The organism is Pseudoalteromonas porphyrae (assembly GCF_001298125.1).
Taxonomy (GTDB): Bacteria; Pseudomonadota; Gammaproteobacteria; order Enterobacterales; family Alteromonadaceae; genus Pseudoalteromonas; species Pseudoalteromonas neustonica.
This window is the reverse complement of record NZ_LHPH01000001.1, coordinates 212,750-232,961: the sequence shown is the minus strand read 5'-3', so window position 1 is coordinate 232,961 and position 20,212 is coordinate 212,750. Positions and strand designations below refer to the sequence as shown.

General features: G+C 39.6%; 21 protein-coding genes. 13 read left to right on the top strand and 8 right to left on the bottom strand.

The window, feature by feature from the left end; translation table 11 throughout:
• Nucleotides 1–116 precede the first annotated feature (116 nt).
• The 3 genes from ADS77_RS00940 to ADS77_RS00930 all read left to right on the top strand — a co-directional run bounded on the left by ADS77_RS00940 (nt 117) and on the right by ADS77_RS00930 (nt 3,565).
• On the top strand, nt 117–1,241 hold the full coding sequence (locus tag ADS77_RS00940) for a histidine kinase (protein WP_054204019.1): 1,125 nt from the start codon (nt 117–119) through the stop codon (nt 1,239–1,241).
• A complete protein-coding gene (locus tag ADS77_RS00935) occupies nt 1,241–1,855 on the top strand; it encodes a response regulator (protein WP_054204020.1) in 615 nt (204 codons plus the stop codon). The genes ADS77_RS00940 and ADS77_RS00935 overlap by 1 nt, the downstream gene beginning before the upstream one ends.
• A gap of 504 nt (nt 1,856–2,359) precedes the next feature.
• Nucleotides 2,360–3,565, top strand: coding sequence for a hypothetical protein (locus tag ADS77_RS00930; RefSeq protein WP_152960572.1), 1,206 nt, complete (start codon nt 2,360–2,362; stop codon nt 3,563–3,565).
• A 41-nt stretch (nt 3,566–3,606) separates the two neighbouring features.
• Here ADS77_RS00930 and ADS77_RS00925 read toward each other — a convergent pair whose 3' ends face one another.
• Nucleotides 3,607–4,425 (bottom strand): substrate-binding periplasmic protein, encoded by an 819-nt coding sequence (locus ADS77_RS00925; RefSeq protein WP_054452403.1) that lies wholly within the window; start codon nt 4,423–4,425, stop codon nt 3,607–3,609.
• Nucleotides 4,426–4,615: 190 nt separating this feature from the next.
• Here ADS77_RS00925 and ADS77_RS00920 point away from each other — a divergent pair, with 190 nt between their 5' ends.
• A complete protein-coding gene (locus ADS77_RS00920) occupies nt 4,616–5,749 on the top strand; it encodes a DUF1570 domain-containing protein (protein ID WP_054452401.1) in 1,134 nt (377 codons plus the stop codon).
• A gap of 35 nt (nt 5,750–5,784) precedes the next feature.
• Here the strand turns inward: ADS77_RS00920 and ADS77_RS00915 are convergent, their stop codons facing one another.
• From ADS77_RS00915 to ADS77_RS00905, 3 genes are all read right to left on the bottom strand, one after another.
• Complete coding sequence (locus tag ADS77_RS00915; protein WP_054204024.1) at nt 5,785–6,153, bottom strand: response regulator; 369 nt, start codon at nt 6,151–6,153, stop codon at nt 5,785–5,787.
• Nucleotides 6,154–6,303: 150 nt separating this feature from the next.
• Complete coding sequence (locus tag ADS77_RS00910) at nt 6,304–6,840, bottom strand: DUF6942 family protein (protein ID WP_054452399.1); 537 nt, start codon at nt 6,838–6,840, stop codon at nt 6,304–6,306.
• The gene (locus tag ADS77_RS00905) at nt 6,840–7,289 is read right to left on the bottom strand and encodes a YaiI/YqxD family protein (RefSeq protein WP_054204026.1); all 450 of its coding nucleotides are present in this window, start codon (nt 7,287–7,289) and stop codon (nt 6,840–6,842) included. Before ADS77_RS00905 ends, ADS77_RS00910 begins: the two co-directional genes overlap by 1 nt.
• Nucleotides 7,290–7,409: 120 nt before the next feature.
• Here ADS77_RS00905 and ADS77_RS00900 point away from each other — a divergent pair, with 120 nt between their 5' ends.
• The gene (locus tag ADS77_RS00900) at nt 7,410–7,943 is read left to right on the top strand and encodes a lipocalin family protein (protein ID WP_054204027.1); all 534 of its coding nucleotides are present in this window, start codon (nt 7,410–7,412) and stop codon (nt 7,941–7,943) included.
• Between the two features lie 64 nt (nt 7,944–8,007).
• On the opposite strand, the gene ADS77_RS00895 is transcribed toward ADS77_RS00900, so the two are convergent.
• Nucleotides 8,008–8,706 carry an NUDIX hydrolase gene (locus ADS77_RS00895; RefSeq protein WP_054452396.1) on the bottom strand — a complete coding sequence of 233 codons (699 nt, stop codon included), beginning with the start codon at nt 8,704–8,706 and terminating at the stop codon, nt 8,008–8,010.
• A gap of 250 nt (nt 8,707–8,956) precedes the next feature.
• Here ADS77_RS00895 and prs point away from each other — a divergent pair, with 250 nt between their 5' ends.
• From prs to ADS77_RS00875, 4 genes are all read left to right on the top strand, one after another.
• Nucleotides 8,957–9,811: a ribose-phosphate diphosphokinase gene (gene prs / locus ADS77_RS00890; protein ID WP_054204029.1), complete on the top strand. Its 855-nt coding sequence runs from the start codon at nt 8,957–8,959 to the stop codon at nt 9,809–9,811.
• A gap of 10 nt (nt 9,812–9,821) precedes the next feature.
• Nucleotides 9,822–11,417 (top strand): nicotinate phosphoribosyltransferase, encoded by a 1,596-nt coding sequence (locus tag ADS77_RS00885; protein WP_054452395.1) that lies wholly within the window; start codon nt 9,822–9,824, stop codon nt 11,415–11,417.
• 201 nt (nt 11,418–11,618) lie between these two features.
• The gene (locus ADS77_RS00880; RefSeq protein ID WP_054204031.1) at nt 11,619–13,493 is read left to right on the top strand and encodes an alkaline phosphatase PhoX; all 1,875 of its coding nucleotides are present in this window, start codon (nt 11,619–11,621) and stop codon (nt 13,491–13,493) included.
• A gap of 59 nt (nt 13,494–13,552) precedes the next feature.
• Nucleotides 13,553–15,205, top strand: a complete 1,653-nt coding sequence (locus ADS77_RS00875) for a hypothetical protein (RefSeq protein ID WP_054452393.1) — start codon at nt 13,553–13,555, stop codon at nt 15,203–15,205.
• Between the two features lie 74 nt (nt 15,206–15,279).
• Here ADS77_RS00875 and ADS77_RS00870 read toward each other — a convergent pair whose 3' ends face one another.
• Genes ADS77_RS00870 through ADS77_RS00860 form a run of 3 tightly spaced genes read right to left on the bottom strand, consistent with a single transcriptional unit; the run spans nt 15,280 to nt 17,563 of the window.
• The gene (locus tag ADS77_RS00870; RefSeq protein WP_054204033.1) at nt 15,280–15,615 is read right to left on the bottom strand and encodes a DUF3325 domain-containing protein; all 336 of its coding nucleotides are present in this window, start codon (nt 15,613–15,615) and stop codon (nt 15,280–15,282) included.
• The gene (locus ADS77_RS00865) at nt 15,612–17,222 is read right to left on the bottom strand and encodes a PepSY-associated TM helix domain-containing protein (protein ID WP_054452391.1); all 1,611 of its coding nucleotides are present in this window, start codon (nt 17,220–17,222) and stop codon (nt 15,612–15,614) included. The genes ADS77_RS00870 and ADS77_RS00865 overlap by 4 nt, the downstream gene beginning before the upstream one ends.
• A complete protein-coding gene (locus ADS77_RS00860) occupies nt 17,219–17,563 on the bottom strand; it encodes a hypothetical protein (protein ID WP_054204035.1) in 345 nt (114 codons plus the stop codon). The genes ADS77_RS00865 and ADS77_RS00860 overlap by 4 nt, the downstream gene beginning before the upstream one ends.
• Nucleotides 17,564–17,940: 377 nt before the next feature.
• Here ADS77_RS00860 and ADS77_RS00855 point away from each other — a divergent pair, with 377 nt between their 5' ends.
• From ADS77_RS00855 to ADS77_RS00840, 4 genes are all read left to right on the top strand, one after another.
• Entirely contained in the window at nt 17,941–18,297 is a 357-nt protein-coding gene (locus ADS77_RS00855) for a VOC family protein (protein WP_054204036.1), read from the top strand.
• A 201-nt stretch (nt 18,298–18,498) separates the two neighbouring features.
• Nucleotides 18,499–18,873, top strand: a complete 375-nt coding sequence (locus tag ADS77_RS00850; protein WP_054204037.1) for a VOC family protein — start codon at nt 18,499–18,501, stop codon at nt 18,871–18,873.
• The gene (locus ADS77_RS00845; protein WP_054204038.1) at nt 18,863–19,453 is read left to right on the top strand and encodes a uracil-DNA glycosylase family protein; all 591 of its coding nucleotides are present in this window, start codon (nt 18,863–18,865) and stop codon (nt 19,451–19,453) included. Before ADS77_RS00850 ends, ADS77_RS00845 begins: the two co-directional genes overlap by 11 nt.
• Nucleotides 19,454–19,456: 3 nt before the next feature.
• Nucleotides 19,457–20,212 (top strand): phytanoyl-CoA dioxygenase family protein, encoded by a 756-nt coding sequence (locus ADS77_RS00840; protein ID WP_082355577.1) that lies wholly within the window; start codon nt 19,457–19,459, stop codon nt 20,210–20,212.

Here is a 20,212-nt window from a genome sequence, read left to right as displayed (position 1 = left end):
TACGTGATTGTATCTTGAGCCCTCTAGTCACAAACCTCATAGCTTGGGCTATGACATATGTCACTGTTCTTAACTTTTTGATTCTGTAATAATTAGTAAAAAATGTAGGTTATTCAATGGTTCCAAATATACGGCATACAACAGATTGGCGTTTTTCAACGTTGGCCTCTTGGTTGGGGGTAACCTCAGCCTGCGCATATTATGCTAACTCTGAACTTGCTTTGTTGCTACAAGGTGGTGTGAGTGGTGCTATTTTGGCACTGCTATTTTATGTTTTAAAGCAGCCAAATAAACACGTTTATATAATTGCGTTAACTTATTTTTTGCTGACCTTGGGACTCATGCAACTTACGTCGACGTCGCTCGTGTTTTTGCATTTAGTGATGTTTACGGCAACTTTCAGCCCTCACTTTTCATTACCTAAAATACTGTGTGCGGTGGTGAGCGCCATGGTTGTATATGGCGCAACACATTATACGCGCTGGGAAACTAGTGTGCCTTGGGTGACGTTTGTAGTATGGTTTTTCTTTTGTGTGATGAATTGGTTTGTAAGTAGGCGTATTGTGGAGAGTCTTAATATGCATTATCAATCGCGACAAAACTATAAAGAACTCAAAGCTACGCAACAAATGATGGGAGCGATGAGTGCTGCGCAGGAACGTCAGAACATTTCACGAGAATTACATGACTCTTTGGGTCATAAGCTCACTGCGCTGAGTATTAACTTAGATTTTGCTAAACGAACAGCCAACCCTGAAACTGTCGAAACGTTGACTCGTTGTCATCAATTAAGCCAAGAAGTACTAGAAGAGGTACGAGAAATCGTATCGACCCAACGTAATAATAAAACCATATTAAAAAATGCGCTCGAGGCCCTCTGTGCGCTAACCCCTAACTTACAATGTGATTTACAGCTTGATACACAAACAGAACAATTACCCCAAGATTATGGCTTATGTGTGCTACGCTTTTGCCAAGAAATGATCAGTAATACGCTTAAACATACACAAGCAAACCATATAACATTGAGTGCAAAGGTCACTCATATTGATCAACAAACACAGCTTATCGCACAGGCATACAACAACCAACCAGAAACAGAGTTACCAAAACAAGGTAATGGTTTAGCTGGATTAAAGGAGCGCATGGCGCAATATAATGGCGATTTTACCCAGTATATTGAGCAAGGTGTGCTTATAAATACTATTGCTTTGCCACTGATTTTTAATAGAGACGAATAATGATTAAGTGCCTACTAGTAGAAGATCAGACTTTAGTTCGCCTTGGTTTAGCTAATTTACTTAATTTAGATGAGGATATATTTATTGATGGCCATGCTGAGGATGGTTTACAGGCTATTACTCAATTAACGCAGCGTAGCTTTGATATTGTGCTGTTAGATATGCGAATGCCAAACCTTGATGGGCTCGGTGTTCTTGAGAAAATGCGTGAAAGCTTAAACAACACGCCGGTACTAATAATTACTACCTTTGAGGATTGTGACGTATTAGTTAAAGCTATAAATTTGGGCGCGCGTGGTTATGTTCTTAAAAATATAGAGCTTGAAGAATTAATAGATGCGATTAAACGTGTTATTGCGGGTAAACGTGTGCTGCAAAGTGCAGTGACTGATTATTTATTACAACAACAGTTAACACCCCAACAATGTTTAACGGCAAAAGAGCAAGTTGTGCTGCAGTGTATGTCTTTGGGAATGTCGAATAAAGTGATTGCTAATAGGTTGGATAACTCTGAAGGAACAATTCGTAACCATGTGTCGCAAGTTCTAGCCAAGCTTAATGTAAAAGATAGAACCCAAGCGGTAATAAAAGCGATTAATCAAAATTTAATTTAAAGACCATTAATTTGTTGTGGGCGGGGCTTTACGCCGCGCAAATAAAGCACCATAAAATGTAAACAGCGCGAGGTAAACTCCCGCCTACGGGTTTGGTTTATTGTTCATCAACTAGCTCTACAAAAATCACAGCTAAAGCGGGTTCCTACGATATTTGGTTAGTTCATGGGTTTGTTGGTAGGAGCGAGCTTTAGCTGCGATGATTGCTTTGTGTATTTATTGTCGCGCTAAAGCACGACCTACAAAAGTGCTAGGATTTGTCGTAGGCGGGGCTTTACGCCGCGCAAATAAAGCACCATAAAATGTAAAACAGCGCGAGGTAAACTCCCGCCTACGGGTTTGGTTTTCACTCGCTAACAACCCCTATTCGATGCCTAGTAACTGATTAGACCTCTTTTGAGTACTTTATTGTATTTAAACTCGCTACACTGTTTTTATATTCAAAGATTTGGTGATGCAAAAAAGCCTTCGTCGCTTTCTGCAAATATTGTTTAAGAGGTGTAAGTGTATAAAAGACAGGCGGGTAGGTCGAAGGTCATTTTTTTAGTACTTTTGGCGGTGTTAATTTTGGTTGTGGGAGTTAATTTATTTATTAACTCGTTCGATTCACAAGACACGCGAGTATATGCAGAGCCAATTGAAGCACTTGTGGAAAATGTGTATGTAAATTATGAGGGTTTTAAGCCTGCAGCGGCCCCGATCGTGAATAAAATAAAACCTGAGCACGTTGAAAAGCGTTTACGGCGTAACATTGACACTATAAAGCATGAAGCTCCCCCGCATATAGAGCATACTCCTCACCAATGGCTGGCGGTTAACCCTACATCAGAACAAAAACGGTTATGTAGTTTATTGGAGCGCCCGCCGCTTAAATTTACAAGAATATACGACCCAGATTCTAAGCGTTATATGAATAGGTATTACGGTTTTTTTGAAATTAATATTTCGGTGTTATTTCGCGGAGAATATCGGCCACTTGAACACTATTTTTCAGAACAATTCGTTGATGATCTTAAGTGGGAACTGCGCAGAAATTTATTGTTTGTTTATCAGGAGTATATGGATTGGTTTGAACCAGAGAACTTATCCAAAAGTGTTATAGATTTAAAAGTAACGCTTAATGATAAGCAATATTTTAATGAGTTAGTTAAGCATGGTGCCGAAAGTTCAGTAAATAACCCTGGAGTGTATATCCCTTGGATTCATCAGGCTTATATTAATTTACCTCGTTATGATAATGGTTACCTAAATCGCACATTGTTTATAGATATCCTTACACATGAAGCCGTACATGCCATTAACTTTGTACAATTTGGGTATATGCAGCGTTGGGCACAAGAGGGACTGGCTCAATATTTTGCTTATCGTTCTGAAAGTGGCGAACATCTTGCCTCTTTGCGAATTGATGAGTGGGATAAGCGCACAGGCTCTATGAGTCAGCCCTTTGTAATGGATGATTTGATTATACCCAATAAATCTTGGCAAGAAGATGAAGCCATATTGTATGCATCGAGCCTTGTGTATACGCAGTATTTTAGTAGTTTACCAAAAGATAAAAACCCTTTTATTTCGTTTTTATATAATGAAATGTTGCCGCGTTGCTCAACGGTGAACGAAGAAAATACTATCGATCTACTCGATCCGGAAAATATGTTAAACAGTGATTTTTTCAATTGGTTTGAAAAAAATGTTTACCTGTATAATAAGTAGCAGGCTTATCGTAGGTGGGGTTTTACGTAGTGCTAAGGGGATTACTTATTTTGATAGTCGCCTTTGCCTAAGCCTTCAAAATAAGCTTGATAACGCCCCGTTTGTTTAAACTGTAATAAATGATGATTAAATATGGCTAATAGCTCTTTGCTATAAACGGAGTTCTTTGGGAATAATAAAAAGCTTTTATTTATTAATAATGGTTTAGGGTGATGACTAATAACATTAGCAAGCTCAGGTAGTTGGTTGTTGAGTGCATAGTAGCCAACACTTTGTTCCTCAGCAAAGGCATCGATTCGGCCCATGGCTAAACGGCGAAAGTTTTGCTCTGTACTGCCAACGCGTGACATTTCAAAAAGCTCTTTTTCTAGTGCGTTATCAAACTCAGTGCCGTAGCTATAGCCAAGCCCGCCACCAAGTAAAAGGCCTTTTAAATCAGCTATATTTTTCCAGTCAAAATGGTGTTGTTTTTGGTAAAAAAACACAAATTTTTCACTGAGTATAGGCTCGCTATATAAATAAATTTTCGTTCTTGCTTCACTTAACATCCATACTGCTGTTGCCGCATACTTACCATTTACAGTATCGTGATATGCCCGTGACCAAGGTAAAAATGTAAAACTAACTTTAATGCCTGCCTGGGCAAAAATATCACTGATCAAATGGGCAACAACACCTTGATGTGGAAGTGATTCGCTCATAAAGGGCGGCCACTCACCAGCGCTTAGCTCTAATGTGGTTAGATCTGAATTCAAATTAGGGTTTAATACGGCGGGATCAGCGTTAGCGTTGTAGCTTATAAACAGCAGTAGCAACAGGGAAGTGGAGTATACATTGCGTATAAATTTAGTTGTAAACATACTGCCTTCCTTGTTGATTATTTACCCGCTTAAGATACTACCGCAGTGATTAAACAAAAGCGAATAGTAATCAAATGGGAGTGTGATAAGTTTGAAAGCGTCTGTTGTTATTTGAGTGTCAATCTCCTATATTTACTTTTAATTTAAAATATCAGTTAGTTACGCAGAGTAATTAGCTCAAGGATTGAGAGTGTTTAAAACCAAGCTACGGAATGTTTTGCTGTTTATTGCCATGTTAATTGCATCGGCTTTACTGGCTCAGTATTTATCAGGTCGGCAATTGAGTTATAAAGGGTTGGTAGGCAGTGCAAATGAATTATACGTTGATTTAGTGACGTACATTTATCATGACGATACAGTTAAAAACGCTCAGACGAACGAAGTTGTTGTTAAGCCCATCTCTCTTCAAATACTTAAACAACATCATAGGCCGCAAATTGATACAACCCGCTGTGTTGATGTATCACTCGGTGAGGTTAAATATACCCAACAAGGCGATATTTATAGCTGGACAGATAGTGAGGGTATTGCACATTTTAGTGATAAAAAACCAAGTCTTAACGCAACGCCTTACAACACAGGTTTTGTAGATACCCTCGATTACTTTGAGCTGACTTTAAGTACACCTAATTTACCAGCGTCATTTAAGCAAGCATTACGGGTTAAGCTCAATGCTGTGTTTAAAGTATATGGCCAAATTATCGGTGTTGATTCGCTGAGGAAAGTAAAATTAGATCTTAGGGTTTTAGCCACACAAACTGACTATGAAAATGCGGTAAGGCGACGTGGTGGAGATCCAACCAATACGCAGGGTATTTATTTTAATTCCAGTAACACGGCTTTTATAAATTATAACAACGAGCAAAGTGCAATGCGCACGGCAGTGCATGAAGCGGTGCATGCAATTAATAAAGCTGTATTAGGAAGTACGCCCCGCTGGTTAGACGAAGGGTTGGCTGAGTATTTTGAGCATACAAACAATACCATGCAAACTGTCAGCGTAGAGCCAAGCACGACATGGCTAAAAAACCACACATTATCGACAAGCATATTGACGTTAAATGAGTTATTAAACCAACAGGATAATTGGCAGCGAGGTGAGAGTACAAAACTTTATGCCAGTAGCTGGGCTGGCGTTTACTTTTTAATGGATTCTAAACAAGGTAAAGATTTTTTAAAGAGTATTATGCTAGAACAGCAAAAATCACCCTGTGTGCAATTAACGCCGTTGCAGTTGCAAAGTGCATTGGCTGCGCATTTTCCTGATCTTAATAATGATTATATGCAATGGTTAAAAACCCCTTTTAGGGCGCATCATTTTTAGGGCTGCCAGTAATATAAGCTATAAAAATTAAAGAGCTAAACAAGCTCAGCAATTTTTTTTAATTGTTTGGCTAAAATATTTAAACTAAAGGGCTTAATAATAAAGCCAGATACTTTAGCGGCGATAATTTCTTTTATTTCGGTGGCATTGTCTTCGCAGGTGACCATTAGCACAGGGGTGTTTTGTAGCTGCTGATCATCACGAATGCGATTTAGTAAGCTTTTACCATCCATTTTAGGCATGTGTAAATCGGTTATCACTAAATCAAAAGTGTGTTGATGCAATAATTGTAAAGCCTGTACGCCATCCGTTGCTTCAATTAAATCTTTAAACTCCAGTTTTCGCAGCATGTTGATTAAAACATGGCGCATTAGTGGCATATCATCTACTACAAGTATTTTCATAACCGTTAAAGCCTCCGTGGCAAGTGCTATACCCAAGCTGCCTCAAAACTAATTTAACAATAGAGCCGCTATTATTTGCAATCAATGCTTTGTTTTTAATTTCAACTGAAATAGGCGGCTTGAGGTGACTTGACTATAAAAGCCTTAAGGTTAGTTAATAAATTGAATACTCGCTACTAATTCACTTAGTCGGGCTATTTTTATATTGCTTAATTGGCGGTAATCAAAGTAGGGGCAAACAATAACCTTGTTTGTTTTGTCTATGGCAAATTCGTCATCAAGCCAATCGAGTTGCGCAGTTAATTGCCCTTGATTGATCAGTGTTTTAGCATACGTGCGCCCGGCAATAATATGCAAAGTATTATTGCTCGTTAATATAGGTGGGCTAAATAGTAGCGCTGTATGGCTATTTTTTTGCAGCAGCTGCGTATCACGGTAGTGTTGCCAAGTGGGGGCTAATTTAGCAAAGTGATAATATTCACTAGGCAATGCAAACAGTACTTTAGCGTAAACATTAAATACCTTGCGCCAACCGTTGCCACAGGCTTGATTTATTGTATCTATTTGCCCATCTATCATCGCTTGTAACGAGCTAATTTCACTGTACTGCGGCATGTTAGGAATATTGGCAATATACACTGCGACGTTAAAGGGTTGATCGCCAAAACCAATAGGTTGCTGATGCATTATTTATTTTGTGCGAGTATGCGGTCAAGGTTATTGGCAAAGTTTTGTCTATCACTTTGGCTCAATGGAGGCGGGCCGCCATTCATTTCAACACCACTTGAGCGCATGGTATCCATAAAGTCACGTACATTTAACAACGAGCGAATATTTTCAGTGGTATACAACTCACCGCGAGGGTTAAGAGCTTGGCCGCCGTTATCAATTACTTCTGAGGCCAGCGGAATATCACCGGTGATCACTAAATCGTTTGCTTCAATACGTTTTACAATTTCGTCATCGGCTACGTCAAAACCAGACGATACTTGCACACGGCTAATATATTTAGAAGGCGGAATGCGCATTGCATGATTGGCGACTAGAATTGTCTGTGTGTGTGTACGTTCAGCGGCGCGAAATAAAATCTCTTTGATCACCACAGGGCAAGCATCTGCATCAACCCATATCTTCATTATTAGCTCGAATAGTTAGTAAAAAAATGATCCTAACCTAAGCTTTTTATAACAACCAGTGTTTAGTGAACTTTTTTGATGTTTGTTGCGTATTAAGAAAAAATTATAGAAGGATTTGATATGAAAAATGCAATTTTTGTTGTGCTTATACTCATTTTTACCAGTGCGTTGATTGGTTGCACAGGTATGCCAGATAAAGTTAACCCCGTAAGCCCATTTTCAGTTGAGCGATATCAAGGAAAGTGGTACGAAATTGCCCGATTAGATCATTCGTTTGAGCGTGGCTTGCAAAATGTCACCGCTGATTACTCTTTGAACAATGACGGGAGCATAAAAGTTTTAAACCGTGGGTTTGATCAAGGAGAACAAGCATGGAGTGATGCTGAGGGCAAAGCTAAATTTGTAGACGACAAAAATACAGGGCATTTAAAAGTGTCGTTTTTTGGCCCTTTTTATAGCTCTTATGTGGTGTTTGGGCTTGATCAAAAAAATTATAATTACGCTTATGTGTCTGGTTACAATAATGAATATTTATGGTTACTGTCGCGTACACCAACAATTACGAATGAACGCAAAGTAGATTTTATTAATGCTGCAAAAACACGTGGTTTTGATACTGATTCGTTAATTTGGGTAACACAAACACCTTTGTAGCTGCTGTAAAGGGGCTTTATAGGTTAATATGTCAGGCCATCGCTAGATGGCCTGACATATTAAGCTATGCGCTCAGGTTTCGTTCAAAATTAACAATATCAACCCCTGACTTTAGCGTGTACAAATGTGCTAAACGACCACCAGAACTTACTTTTTCATCACTCTTTTCTACAATGTTTGTTGATTCAAGTCGTCTTATTAAACTTTTACGCTGAATTGTTTTTCCTAGGATTATTTCGATAACAGACTTTAGCTGCCCTACGGTAAAATATTCTGGCAAACAATATATTGGCACCATTGAATACAGCGTTTTTTGTTGCAGCCGCTGTTTGGCATGTTCAATAAGGTGTTTATGATCAAAGGCAATAGATAAATCTTGAATAGTGTTGATGTCTACCCACTGTACATCATCAATAGATTTTATGTGGGTACTGACATTTTGTGCAGCAATAAGTGCAAAATATACCAATGTAACACTGAAACCTCTTGGATCACGGTGCGCGCCAGAGAAGGTTTGCAATTGTTCTAAGTAAGGTGGCTCTACATTGGTTTTCTCTTTTAATTTGCGCAGCGCGGTGATGTCTGTGGTGCTATCTGAGTCAATATCCACGAACCCGCCAGGCAGTCCCCAACTTCCTTCAAAAGGTGAATTTGCGCGTTTGACTAAAAGTACTTTTAAAGCACTATCGGTGATCGTAAAAAGCACACTGTCTACGGTAAAAAGTGGGTGTTTGTATTCATTAATATTGTAAGAGTCGGTCATTTAATTAGTGTCAGATAAACTTAATGTCTTAACGACACGTTAAAGCAGTTTTACATTTATATCAATATTTAAGCAAATCAAGGTTACTTATATTCGTTGGGTAACGTTATTATAAACGGCTAAGAATGGTTCGTGTGGCTCAGGTATATAAAATAGTGTCCTTTTGACACAAAGCGCTTGAGTTATTGATTAGTCTTTGCTAAATTTAATTGTGTCCTAGGGACATTAATTGTAAATAAGGAAGAATGAAATGGAAATATTTAGTCATACCAGTACGGGCCATAAAACGTTACTCAATTTTGATTACTTTACATTTTCTGGTGGTGAAGAACATATTCGATTTAATGCCAGTGATTTTGCAGAGACTACAAAAATCGAAGTATTTGAACGCCTGACTGATTCATCAAAATTAATACGATTAATGCTCGCTGTTGATGCATTAAAGCGATTAACGTACGGTGCTATACCTATTGAATTAACGATTCCATATTTTCCATACGCACGACAAGATCGTGTATGCGTTGAGGGGGAAGCACTTGGCGCTGCGGTAATGGCTCAGTTTATTAACAATATGGGTTTATCAAAAGTGACCATATGGGATGCGCACAGTGATGTTTCACCCGCGCTAATTAACAATGTTGTCAATGTACCGCAAATGGCATTACTTGCCCGTTGTGAGGAGTTGAGTACGCGTTTAGCGAAAGGCGAGTTAACGTTGATTTCACCCGATGCTGGCGCGAGTAAAAAAACCTTAAAAATAGCTGAAACATTTAACAGTGAGCTTGACGTTATTCAAGCGCAAAAGGTCAGAGATTTAAAAACAGGCAACATCATCGAAACGCAAATCTTGGGTGATGTGAAAGGTAAAAGTGTGCTGATAGCGGATGATATTTGCGATGGGGGCCGTACGTTTATTGAACTTGCAAAAGTATTAAAAAGCCAAGGGGCCGCAGAAATATCATTATTTATAACGCATGGTATTTTTTCTAAGGGGTTGGCGGTGTTTGAAGGGCTGATAGATGCTATTTACACTACGGATTCATTTAGGCCTGTTAACGAGTTTAAGCCAAGTACCACTATAAAATTACAAATAATTGAAATGTAAGGAAACGATAATGACTATTACCGCAGCAAGTATGCAAAAAGACGTTTATAAAGAGTTTCATAGCCGCGCTTATCACCCTGATGTATCTCAGGTGTACGCTAATTTTACATCACGAAGTGGCAAGTTAAGCAATGTCGAAAATAACAATAAAGTAGCGTTTGTAGGTCTACAATATTTTATAAAAAGTTATTTAGAACAAGAATGGGGCGCATTTTTTAGTGCAGATAAAGCCTCGGCTGTTGGCGAGCATAAGCGTATTTTAAGCGCGATGCTTGGGTACGTAGTCGATGTTAAATATCTCGAAGATTTGCATGATTTAGGCTACTTACCGCTAAGAATAAAGGCATTGCCAGAGGGAACACTCGTGCCTTATTTAGTCCCTTCGATCACCATTGTGAATACAAAAGAAGGCTTTCAGTGGTTAACCAATATGATTGAAACAGTATTAAGCTGCGAAAATTGGCCTATCCAAACGAGCGCCACAACATCCGTTGCATATTTGAAGGTCTTTAAAGAATTTGCACTTAAAACTGGGTTGCCTTTAGAGTTTGTGCCTTTTCAAGGTCATGATTTTAGTTTTAGAGGGATGTTTGGTAAACATGCGGCTGCAATGAGTGGTTTTGGTCATTTGGCATCTGGCTTGGTTGGTACAGATACAATTACGGCAGTCCTTTTTGCTGAAAAATATTATGGCGCTAATGTAGATAAGGAATTGGTTGGTTGCTCTGTGGATGCAACTGAGCACTCAGTAACATGTTCTTGGATTATGGAAGGTGAGATTGAGTTTTTTAAGTATTTAATGAAAGAACAATCGCCAACGGGTGTGTTAAGTGTTGTATCTGATACATGGGATTTTTGGACTTTAGTAACGGATTATTTACCCCAGTTAAAAAATGAGATAATGGCGCGAGATGGTACGTTAGTTATTCGTCCGGACTCTGGGGATCCTGTTAAAATTTTAACGGGTTATAAGGTGTCTCCTGTTGCTGATCATGCCGCACTTTTTGAAACTCAGCAAGAAGCAGAGCAGCAGGTACTTCAACAAGGCTACGAAGCGTATTGCTTTAATGGTCAGTACTTTGGTTTTGAAGGCGAGCGCACAATCACGCTGATGGCTTGCGAAATCAAAGGGTTAATTGAATGCTTGTGGGATATTTTTGGCGGCACAATGACAGATAAAGGCTTTAAGTTGCTTGATGAACATATTGGCGCGATTTATGGTGATGCAATTACCTTAGTTCGCCAACGCGAAATTTTACAACGTTTGCTTGATAAAGGGTTTGCCTCAAAGGTGGTATTGGGGATTGGCTCTTACAGTTATCAATATGTGACACGTGATACACACGGATCAGCTGTCAAAGCAACGAGTGTGGTTAAAAATGGCGAGCGAGTAGCGATTTTTAAAGATCCTAAAACGGATAGTAAGAAAAAATCAGCAAAAGGGTTGTTAAAGGTTGAGCGTGTTGACGGAGAATTAGTGCTTTTTGATGATGTAACACAAGCAGAGGAAGCAACGGGCTTATTGGAAGTGGTTTTTGAGGACGGTAAACTTATTAAAGAAGTAAGCTTGGCGACAATCAGAGCCACGATAGATAATCAAATTTAATCCCTTCATGTTAAAGCTCAGAAGCATATTATAATGCTTCTGGGTGACACCGCCTCTTATTTTATATGATCTTATCGCTTTAATACCCTCCTAAATCATTGACTCTAAATAATAATATATCTGTAAGGCAATTGTCATAGTTACACCTCAGACTATGCTGCGCGTTAACCTAACAATAAAATATTTTTACTGGAGTTTATAATGAAGCGTGTAGCATTTTCTTTAATCGCTGGAGCCGTCACTTTAGCATTAACAGCCTGTAATGGTGATGATGGTAAGCAAGGCGTAGCCGGAGCACAAGGTTCAGTTGGTCAAAATGGCGTTGATGGAACGAATGGTCAAAATGGCGTTGATGGTAGTAACGGCCAAAATGGCGCTGATGGTGCATCAGGTCAAAATGGTGGCAGTGGCTTAACACGCTTGGCAACTGTGCCTGCCGGTGCTGAGGTAACGGGTATATTTTTAAGTGATGGTGGTGATTTGTTCTTCAACGTTCAGCATCCATCAGATACCAATACAGCGCAAGATTCAATTAATGGTAAAGTAATTAATCGCGGTACTGTTGGTGTGTTGCGCGGTGTTAATTTTAATAACTTACCTCGTAATGTTGTGAACTCGCCGGTTCCTGAAAGTGAGTTTGAACGCCAAACGGTTGTTGCAGCTTTGGGCGAATACCAAATACTGGGTCAAACAGGCGATACATTTGCTGATTTAGGCGAGAAAGGTTTAGCGGGTGGTTTAGGTGTTCATTATAGTATTAGCACAAATGAACATATTCTAGATAATGATAACCCTGACTTTAATGGCTTTATTGCTTCAGGTGATAACGAAGGTTATTTATTTACTAACTGGGAGTCCTACCCAGGTGGTGTAAGTCGTTTAAAAATGACTAAAAATACCGAAGGCGCATGGTCAGTGACAGATGCGATGATGATTAATTTTGATGGTGTAAAAGGCACGGCGGCTAACTGCTTTGGCTCGGTATCACCTTGGGGCACACCGTTAACATCTGAAGAGTGGATAGTGCGTTCAACGGTTGATTCAACAACAGATGCATCATGGAATGATCCGGCAAATACCAGCACAGACAACCTTGAAGCGCTAGTAGCCCCCGATTTCCCTAATCCTTACCGCTATGGCTACATTGCTGAAATTCAAAACCCAATGACAGATACACCAGATGTTGTTAAACATTACACGATTGGTCGTTATGAGCATGAAAACTCAGTCGTTATGCCAGACAAGCGCACTGTATATTCATCACAGGATGATACCGGTGGTGTGTTGTTTAAGTTTATTGCTGATCAACCAGAAGATTTATCGTCGGGTACTTTATACGGTGCCAAACTAACTCAAGATGCAGGCTTAAGCGAACCAACGGTTACTGGCTTTGATGTTGATTGGGTTGAAATTGCAAGTGGTACAAATGCAAACATCGAAACGTGGATCAGTGAGTACGATGGTATTGATACCAGCGATTATGTTGCAGGTAAAACCAGTTACATGACACTGGCTGACGTACAAGCATGGGCAGATGGTAAAGCAACATACCCTACAGAAGCCGAAGGCGGTAGCCCGGTTACAGCGGGTAAAGCTATGGATGATCGCGCTGCATTTTTAGAGTCACGTCAAGCGGCCAAAATGAAAGGCGCAACAGCTGAATGGCGCAAGCTTGAAGGTATTAGCATCAATCACGACCGTGTTCTTGAAGCAATTACTGGCCAAGATATGATTGCAGATGAAGTGGTTACTAAAGCGTATATGTACATAGGTATTGCAGATTTAGATAACACGATGATTGATGACGAAGGTGATATTCAGTTATCACGTAGAGTTAAAGATTGTGGCGGTGTTTACCGTGCTCATATCGATACAAGCTACAGCTTAACGCGTATTGAACCTGTTGTGATGGGCGGTACTTACCGTTCAAGCTTAAACGGTGCAGAGCGCTGTGATGTTGAGCAATTATCGCAGCCAGATAACGTTATTGTTATGCGCGATGGCCGTATCATTATCGGTGAAGATGGTTTCCAAGAGAACAATACTTTATGGATGTATGATCCTAAAACTAAGTAATATTTAGGGCAAGCAATACGCTTGCCCATTTTTTTGCAAAAAAAATCAGAGTCATAAAAATGAAGTATTTTATTCCCTTATTCCTGTTAGTTAACTTTGCACTAATAGGTGGCTGCTTTGATTCGGCCACAAAAAGTCTAGTAAGCGAAGATATTGAGCTGTTAGTAGAGTCTCCCCCTTACAAGGTTGGGGATGATATTCCTGCACTTGCCTATATGCAACATGATGAAGAATACAATCCTGAATCAGTTATTCCGCCGCAATGTTATACAAAAACAGAGGGCACAAATAACCCGTGTTATGCGTGTCATCAAACCGATAAGAAAAACAAAAATAGACCTAATGCCATGAACGATGGCCACTTACAGGGAGTGTATGAATTCTCTGATTTAGGGCTTAAAAATCATTGGAAAAATTTATTTATCGATCGCACTGCGCTGATTGAACAAATTTCAGATGATCAAATTAGCAGCTGGGTAAACCAAGATAATTACAGCCACTTTATTAAAAAGCTCAAAGCGAATCCAGATTGGCAAGGCGAAGTTGCTGAAGTGAAGAATCTAGCTTACCCGGCACAGGCATTTGATGCACAGGGTTTTGCAAAAGATGGCAGCCATTGGGTCGCGTTCAATTATAAGCCTTTTCCAAGTACGTTTTGGCCAACAAATGGTTCTACGGGGGATGTGATGATCCGCTTAGGTGATAATTTCCGTCAGCTTGAAGGGCAGTACAATCAAGATGTTTACATTGCTAACTTAAGCTTGGTTGAAATGGCCGTAAAAGATTTAGATAAAATTACAACGCCCGATATATCGGAACAAAAAATCGGCCAAGATTTAGATGGTGATGGCAAACTCAGTGCTGTTATTAGCCAAATAACTAAGCAAGCAAATTATGTGGGCGATGCGAAAAACACCCAGTTAAGCTATCAGTTATACCCGCAAGATACTGAGTTTTTGCACACTGTGCGCTACATTGGCGTAGATGAGAATGGAGAAATCTATAATGCACCTCGTATGAAAGAAGTGCGTTATATGAAAAAGCATGCGTTTAAATCTAAGCAGCTTTTAGCATCATCTTATTATAGTGAGGCAAAAGAAAAACACTTTGAAAACTTACCGCAAACACGATACCTCGGTGATGAAGGGATCAACAACATGTTTGGTTGGACTATCAATGGCTACATCGAAGATAGTGAGGGTGATCTTAGGCCGCAACATAAACAAGAATTGGCTTTTTGTAATGGGTGTCATAAAACGGTGGGCTCAACATATGACCAAAGTTTTTCATTCCCACGTAAGGTAGAAGGCCGGGAAGGCTGGGGTTACATTGACTTACGAGCAATGCAAGATGTGCCAAATAAAGGCGAACAACAAGGTGAGTTTTTAACGTATTTTGAACGTGTTGGCGGGGGAGATGAGTTTCGTCAAAATCAAGAAATGCTAATGCGTTGGTTTAATCAAGATGGTACGGTTAATAAACAAAAAGTGCGCAGTGCTAAGAACTTGTATGAATTAATTACGCCATCTAAAGCGCGTGCTCAGCAATTAAATAAAGCGTATTTAACCATTGTAAAAGAGCAAAGTTATTTATTTGGCCGAGATGCAACGTTGATCAAAGCTAAAAATGTGCTTGAGGTTGTTGATGAGTCACAAGCTCCGCTACAAGAAGAAAAGCGGTATGTATGGGATATGCAGTTAGAGTGGAATTAACCTTAAAAGGCAAGCTTCATGAGCTTGCCTTTTTTATTACATTTTATTTGAGATCACATTTTTACTAACTTGGACTAAAAAACACTTAAAAATAGCCCGCTAAGCATTAATACCGTGATATTTACTGCACTCATTATTTTTACCCATGATGCCTTGAAACTATAAAAAATCATTAAAATTAAAAGGCTTAGCGCCATATACCCACAAAAAAGCAAAGCACCATAGCCGTTATTTTGAGCGACACTGAGCACTAAACTTAGTAAAATACTGATCCAAGCGGCGATGATAAAGCGCTGACTTTGCTTTTGTGTTGGGCGATTTTTAAACACATCGCGGTAATGGTTAAATTTTGCTAATGCAAAACAGTTAAATGCCAGTAAACAGAGGCTAAATTGCAGTAATTCGTTCATGCTTTTTGCTCCTCAAGCTGTTTTTTAGGTGAACGGCTTGAACGTTTTACTGGTGCTATTTTACTTGTTGCAGTACGTAATTTTTTGACCTGAACAATAAATAAAGCTGCGCATACTAAACAGATCAAATCAAAGCTAAACAATGCCCATTGGCCGTTGATTAGATAGCTAATTAGGTTACCTTCGGTTGTTATAGCGTTAATGAGTGGCACACTAAAGCAGGCTGCGCAGTTGAGCCATGCCAATTGAATCCATTGGCACTTACCACGTTTAAACAATGCAAATAATGCCACAGCTAACCAGGCTAGAAAAAAGGCCAAAATCTCTTTGTCTGCACGCTCAGCTGTTGTAATAGGAAGTAATCTATTAGCGATAAAAAAAGCGCATGTCGCCAGTGGTAAGCCCATTAAGGTGGCTAGGTTTAGCCCTTCTACCAACTTTAAGCCAAATGAGGCTGTTTGTTGTTTTTTCATTCGTTCACGAATACGTTTAGCCCACATAATACAGCCGCTGGCAATCATGACGCAGCCAGCAATACCACATAAAAAGTATAGCCAGCGCAGTAATGGGTTTGCTAAGCGACCCGTATGTAGGGCAGTCATTGAGTCGAAGACTGTTTCACTGGCGCTGAACTCTTGCTTAGTTTTCGCTATTAAGCTGCCATCAACACCATTAAAAAGCATCGTGGGGCTTTGATCTTGAACCAGTGAACCAGTGTTTGCTCTTACAGTGATAGTTGCAGACGCTTTATTTGGGTCACGAATTGTTACTTGTGTTAAATCAGCATCTGGCCAGTTGGTATAAACTTGATCTAATACATGTTCAATAGGGGCTAACGATGCTTTTTCAGGGTTGCTTTTAGTGCGAACATTGGTTGGCTGTACATCATCAAATAAGCCACGAACACCATTATCATACGCTGTCATCGCAGGGTAGGGAAATAACATAAATATCAGCGTGATCAGACCTGTATAAGTTATCATAATATGAAATGGCAAGGCTAAAACCGACGATACATTATGTCCGTCAAGCCAGCTTCGGCTGCCTTTATTACTACGAAAACTAAACATATCTTTAAATATGCGCTTATGAATAACGACACCAGATATTAATGCAACCAGCATAAATAAACTGGCTAAGCATACAATCCAGCGTGCGGTACGTGTATCGAGGTAATGCAAGTCAAAATGTAGGCGGTAAAAGAAATTTCCTCCTTGAGTTTCTCTTGGTTGATCAAGCTCTTGGCCTGTTACTGGGTTTATATAATGATCTTGCCAGCCACCAAAGCGTTTACCTTCTGGGCGTGGTTTTTCGTAAGCATAATTAAGCTGCGGCTCTCGTTCTGAAGGTAAATAAACCCCCCAACGGTTAGAGTCAGGCGCCGTGTTTTTAAGATAATCGTAGCCGGCAACGATTTGTTCTCGTTGTATTTGTATGCGATTTGACGGCGTGGCTATTTGGTGTAATGCAGGTTGGTTCCAAAGCGTTACTTCATCACGGAAGAAGCTAATCGTGCCTGCAAAAAAGATTAAATAAAGCAGCCAACAGACCAATAATCCGACCCAAGTATGCATCCAGGTCATTGAACGGAAAAAACTCTCTTTCATAGCCAGTCCTTAAGTATTGCAATACACAATGCACACGCAGTAGTTGTTAGTAAAATAGTGATCCAAATTCTTTTGAGAGACTTAATAGCAAATACCCAAATAAATACACAGCTGTATACCAAAATAGTTAACGAGATACTCAGCAACACGGCATCAGATTTTTTTAGCGGTAAAATGATACTCAATAATGAAGTAAATACAGCCGTAAAAACGTAGCCACCTAAAATGGCAGCCAAAAAGCGAGAGAAAACAGCAAAACGGTATTTATGCGTTTGATAAAATTGACTTAACTTAGCCCGTTCCATGAGTGGTTGGCTATTTTCTATAGGTTGAGTATGCATAGATAGTCCCTTAAAACCCCTGCAAAGGGAGTGAATAAAAGGCTATTATATATTTTAGGTTCTGAAAAGATAGTGATTCGTATTTAAATATTCAAATACGAATGTTTTATGATTGATTTATAGGCGGTCGTTCGAAAGGAGGGTTACCTGATTATAGCTGGGTTTTATTATAATCTTAAAAGCTAACCCGTTATACTTAGTAAAATAGTGATCCATACCCAAACCACCTAAAGATGCAGACTTCATCTTGAGGTGGTTTGGGTATGCAAGCTGGTGATGACTGTTTTTAATAGAAAAGTTCGCAAATTTTTCAACTGCTTGTATGCTTAATTAAGCAAGATGAATGATTGTTATAGGCATTATTAAAAGGAGACGTTATGGCAGTACATGAACAACTTAATTATGTTGAATTTGCAGCAAATGATTTACAGGCAACAAAAGCATTTTTTAGTCAGGTATTTGACTGGCAATTTACTGATTATGGCCCTGAATATACGGCTTTTAGCGCAGATAAAGCAGGCCTTGATGGTGGTTTTTATAAAGCACCGCTTAACGCATTAACAGCAAATGGTTCAGCTCTGCTGGTATTTTATAGCGCTGATATCCAGCAAACACTGGCAAAGGTAGAGCAACACGGTGGATTAGTGATTAAGCCGCTATTTGATTTTCCAGGTGGCTGTCGGTTTCATTTTACAGAGCCTAGCGGTAATGAATTTGCGGTGTGGTCAGAGTAAAGTGCATATACCTAAGTCACCTCAAAATGTCAGCGTCGTTGGAATTAAAAGCGATTTAGGCAAGGATTAATTGCAAACACTGTTTACTCCTTTATAAAAATTAATAACGCAGTATAAATTGCTTTAAAATCAGCTAAATTCTGCACCTAGAGGTGACTTGGATATAGATCATTATTTTACTAACTAAAGGAAATGATTATAGTGGCAAATTTAGCCTGCGAAGAGATTAAAGCATTCGTCCCAGCAAAGGATTTTATAGTTAGCAACCATTTTTATAAAGACATGGGGTTTGAAATTGCATGGGAAAGCCCTGAAATGGCTTACTTTTATCATGGTGATTGCAGTTTTTTATTACAAAATTTTTATAATGCGGAGCACGCTAATAATTTTATGATGCATCTATTGGTACAGGATGTATATGCATGGCATGCACAGCTTAAAAGCGCTGGTTTGATAGAAAAATATGACGTTAAGATGAGCGAACCACGCTTACAGGTATGGAATATGATTGATTTTGTGCTCTACGATCCAAGTGGTGTGTTATGGCGAATTAGTCAAAATAATAATGAAAGCTGATTTGTTACTGAACCAAGTTAGTAAATGTGTGATCTGTGAACCTGAGCTCCCTTTAGGTGCGCGTCCTGTGGTGCAGTTTAATCCGCTAGCGCGAATATTAATTGCAGGGCAAGCGCCGGGAATTAAAGTACATCAAAGTGGTGTGCCGTTTGATGATGCCAGCGGCCAGCGATTACGTCAATGGCTAGGCTTATCTGAAGCGGTATTTTATGACGCGTCTAAAATTGCGATTTTACCCATGGGGTTTTGTTACCCAGGTAAAGGTAAGTCGGGCGATTTACCGCCACGTAAAGAGTGCGCGCCAGCTTGGCGTGAACAACTTTTAAGGGCGCTGCCAAATATTAAGCTTACAATTGTACTGGGAAAGCATGCGCAAACGTATCACTTACCAGAGACTAAGTATTTACCGCTTACTGAGTTGGTAAAATCGTGGCGTGACTATTGGCCATCTACTTTACCGTTACCACATCCCAGCCCGCGTAATAATATTTGGTTGAGTAAAAACCCATGGTTTGAACAAGACGTTCTGCCGCATTTAGCACAACGAGTAGCCACTATATTAGAGTGTCAGGGTGATTAAGTGATGATAAATACGCAATTTGAGCAACATGGCTTTTTTCATGTGAAAAAGTTTTATACAGAAGGTGAACTTGCACAAGTGCGGGAAGTAATCCATTGCTTTCATGAACAATGGATTAAAGATAATCATAATTTTTATCACACCAAAGCTGTTAATAGCGCTTACTTAACTGCCAATACGTACTTAAATGATGCGCAGCGTTTGGTGTTATTTAAGTTTATAGCAAGGCATAAACTGATGGCACAAGTTGACTCCGTGCTTAATACTTCGGCATTTATGAATACTCAGCTATTTTTTAATCCTGTTAACCCTGAGCAGGAAAATTATTGGCATCGGGATATGCAGTACCATTTAGACTTAGAAGAGCAACAAGCAGCACTAGGCGGGCCTGAAGTTATACATTGTCGTGTGGCACTAGAGGATGAGCCTGGTATTGAACTTGTGCCAGGGACTCATAGGCGCTGGGATACGCCGACTGAGTTAGCTAAACGTTTGGCTACTGAGCATAATAACCCAAGCGATGATTTAGACAGTGGGCACGTAATAGAAATGCGGGCTGGCGACTTATTAATTTTTTCGGCGAATATGATTCACCGCGGCCTATACGGAAAAGATAGGCTCGCATTAGATATTTTATTTGGTGAACCACAGCCCGATGTACTGCATTTTGTGCAAGATATTTGCCTGCCGACACCGCCAATGCTTGAGGCATTAGAAGACGGCAGTGCATTTTTGGTTACTTTGGCGCACCAAGAGTAA

Coding starts and splice junctions, on each gene's coding strand:
- ADS77_RS00940 (WP_054204019.1), top strand. CDS start 117: ATGGTTCCAAATATACGGCATACAACAGATTGGCGTTTTTCAACGTTG.
- ADS77_RS00935 (WP_054204020.1), top strand. CDS start 1,241: ATGATTAAGTGCCTACTAGTAGAAGATCAGACTTTAGTTCGCCTTGGT.
- ADS77_RS00925 (WP_054452403.1), bottom strand. CDS start 4,425: ATGTTTACAACTAAATTTATACGCAATGTATACTCCACTTCCCTGTTG.
- ADS77_RS00915 (WP_054204024.1), bottom strand. CDS start 6,153: ATGAAAATACTTGTAGTAGATGATATGCCACTAATGCGCCATGTTTTA.
- ADS77_RS00910 (WP_054452399.1), bottom strand. CDS start 6,840: ATGCATCAGCAACCTATTGGTTTTGGCGATCAACCCTTTAACGTCGCA.
- ADS77_RS00905 (WP_054204026.1), bottom strand. CDS start 7,289: ATGAAGATATGGGTTGATGCAGATGCTTGCCCTGTGGTGATCAAAGAG.
- ADS77_RS00900 (WP_054204027.1), top strand. CDS start 7,410: ATGAAAAATGCAATTTTTGTTGTGCTTATACTCATTTTTACCAGTGCG.
- ADS77_RS00895 (WP_054452396.1), bottom strand. CDS start 8,706: ATGACCGACTCTTACAATATTAATGAATACAAACACCCACTTTTTACC.
- prs (WP_054204029.1), top strand. CDS start 8,957: ATGGAAATATTTAGTCATACCAGTACGGGCCATAAAACGTTACTCAAT.
- ADS77_RS00885 (WP_054452395.1), top strand. CDS start 9,822: ATGACTATTACCGCAGCAAGTATGCAAAAAGACGTTTATAAAGAGTTT.
- ADS77_RS00880 (WP_054204031.1), top strand. CDS start 11,619: ATGAAGCGTGTAGCATTTTCTTTAATCGCTGGAGCCGTCACTTTAGCA.
- ADS77_RS00875 (WP_054452393.1), top strand. CDS start 13,553: ATGAAGTATTTTATTCCCTTATTCCTGTTAGTTAACTTTGCACTAATA.
- ADS77_RS00870 (WP_054204033.1), bottom strand. CDS start 15,615: ATGAACGAATTACTGCAATTTAGCCTCTGTTTACTGGCATTTAACTGT.
- ADS77_RS00865 (WP_054452391.1), bottom strand. CDS start 17,222: ATGAAAGAGAGTTTTTTCCGTTCAATGACCTGGATGCATACTTGGGTC.
- ADS77_RS00860 (WP_054204035.1), bottom strand. CDS start 17,563: ATGCATACTCAACCTATAGAAAATAGCCAACCACTCATGGAACGGGCT.
- ADS77_RS00855 (WP_054204036.1), top strand. CDS start 17,941: ATGGCAGTACATGAACAACTTAATTATGTTGAATTTGCAGCAAATGAT.
- ADS77_RS00845 (WP_054204038.1), top strand. CDS start 18,863: ATGAAAGCTGATTTGTTACTGAACCAAGTTAGTAAATGTGTGATCTGT.
- ADS77_RS00840 (WP_082355577.1), top strand. CDS start 19,457: ATGATAAATACGCAATTTGAGCAACATGGCTTTTTTCATGTGAAAAAG.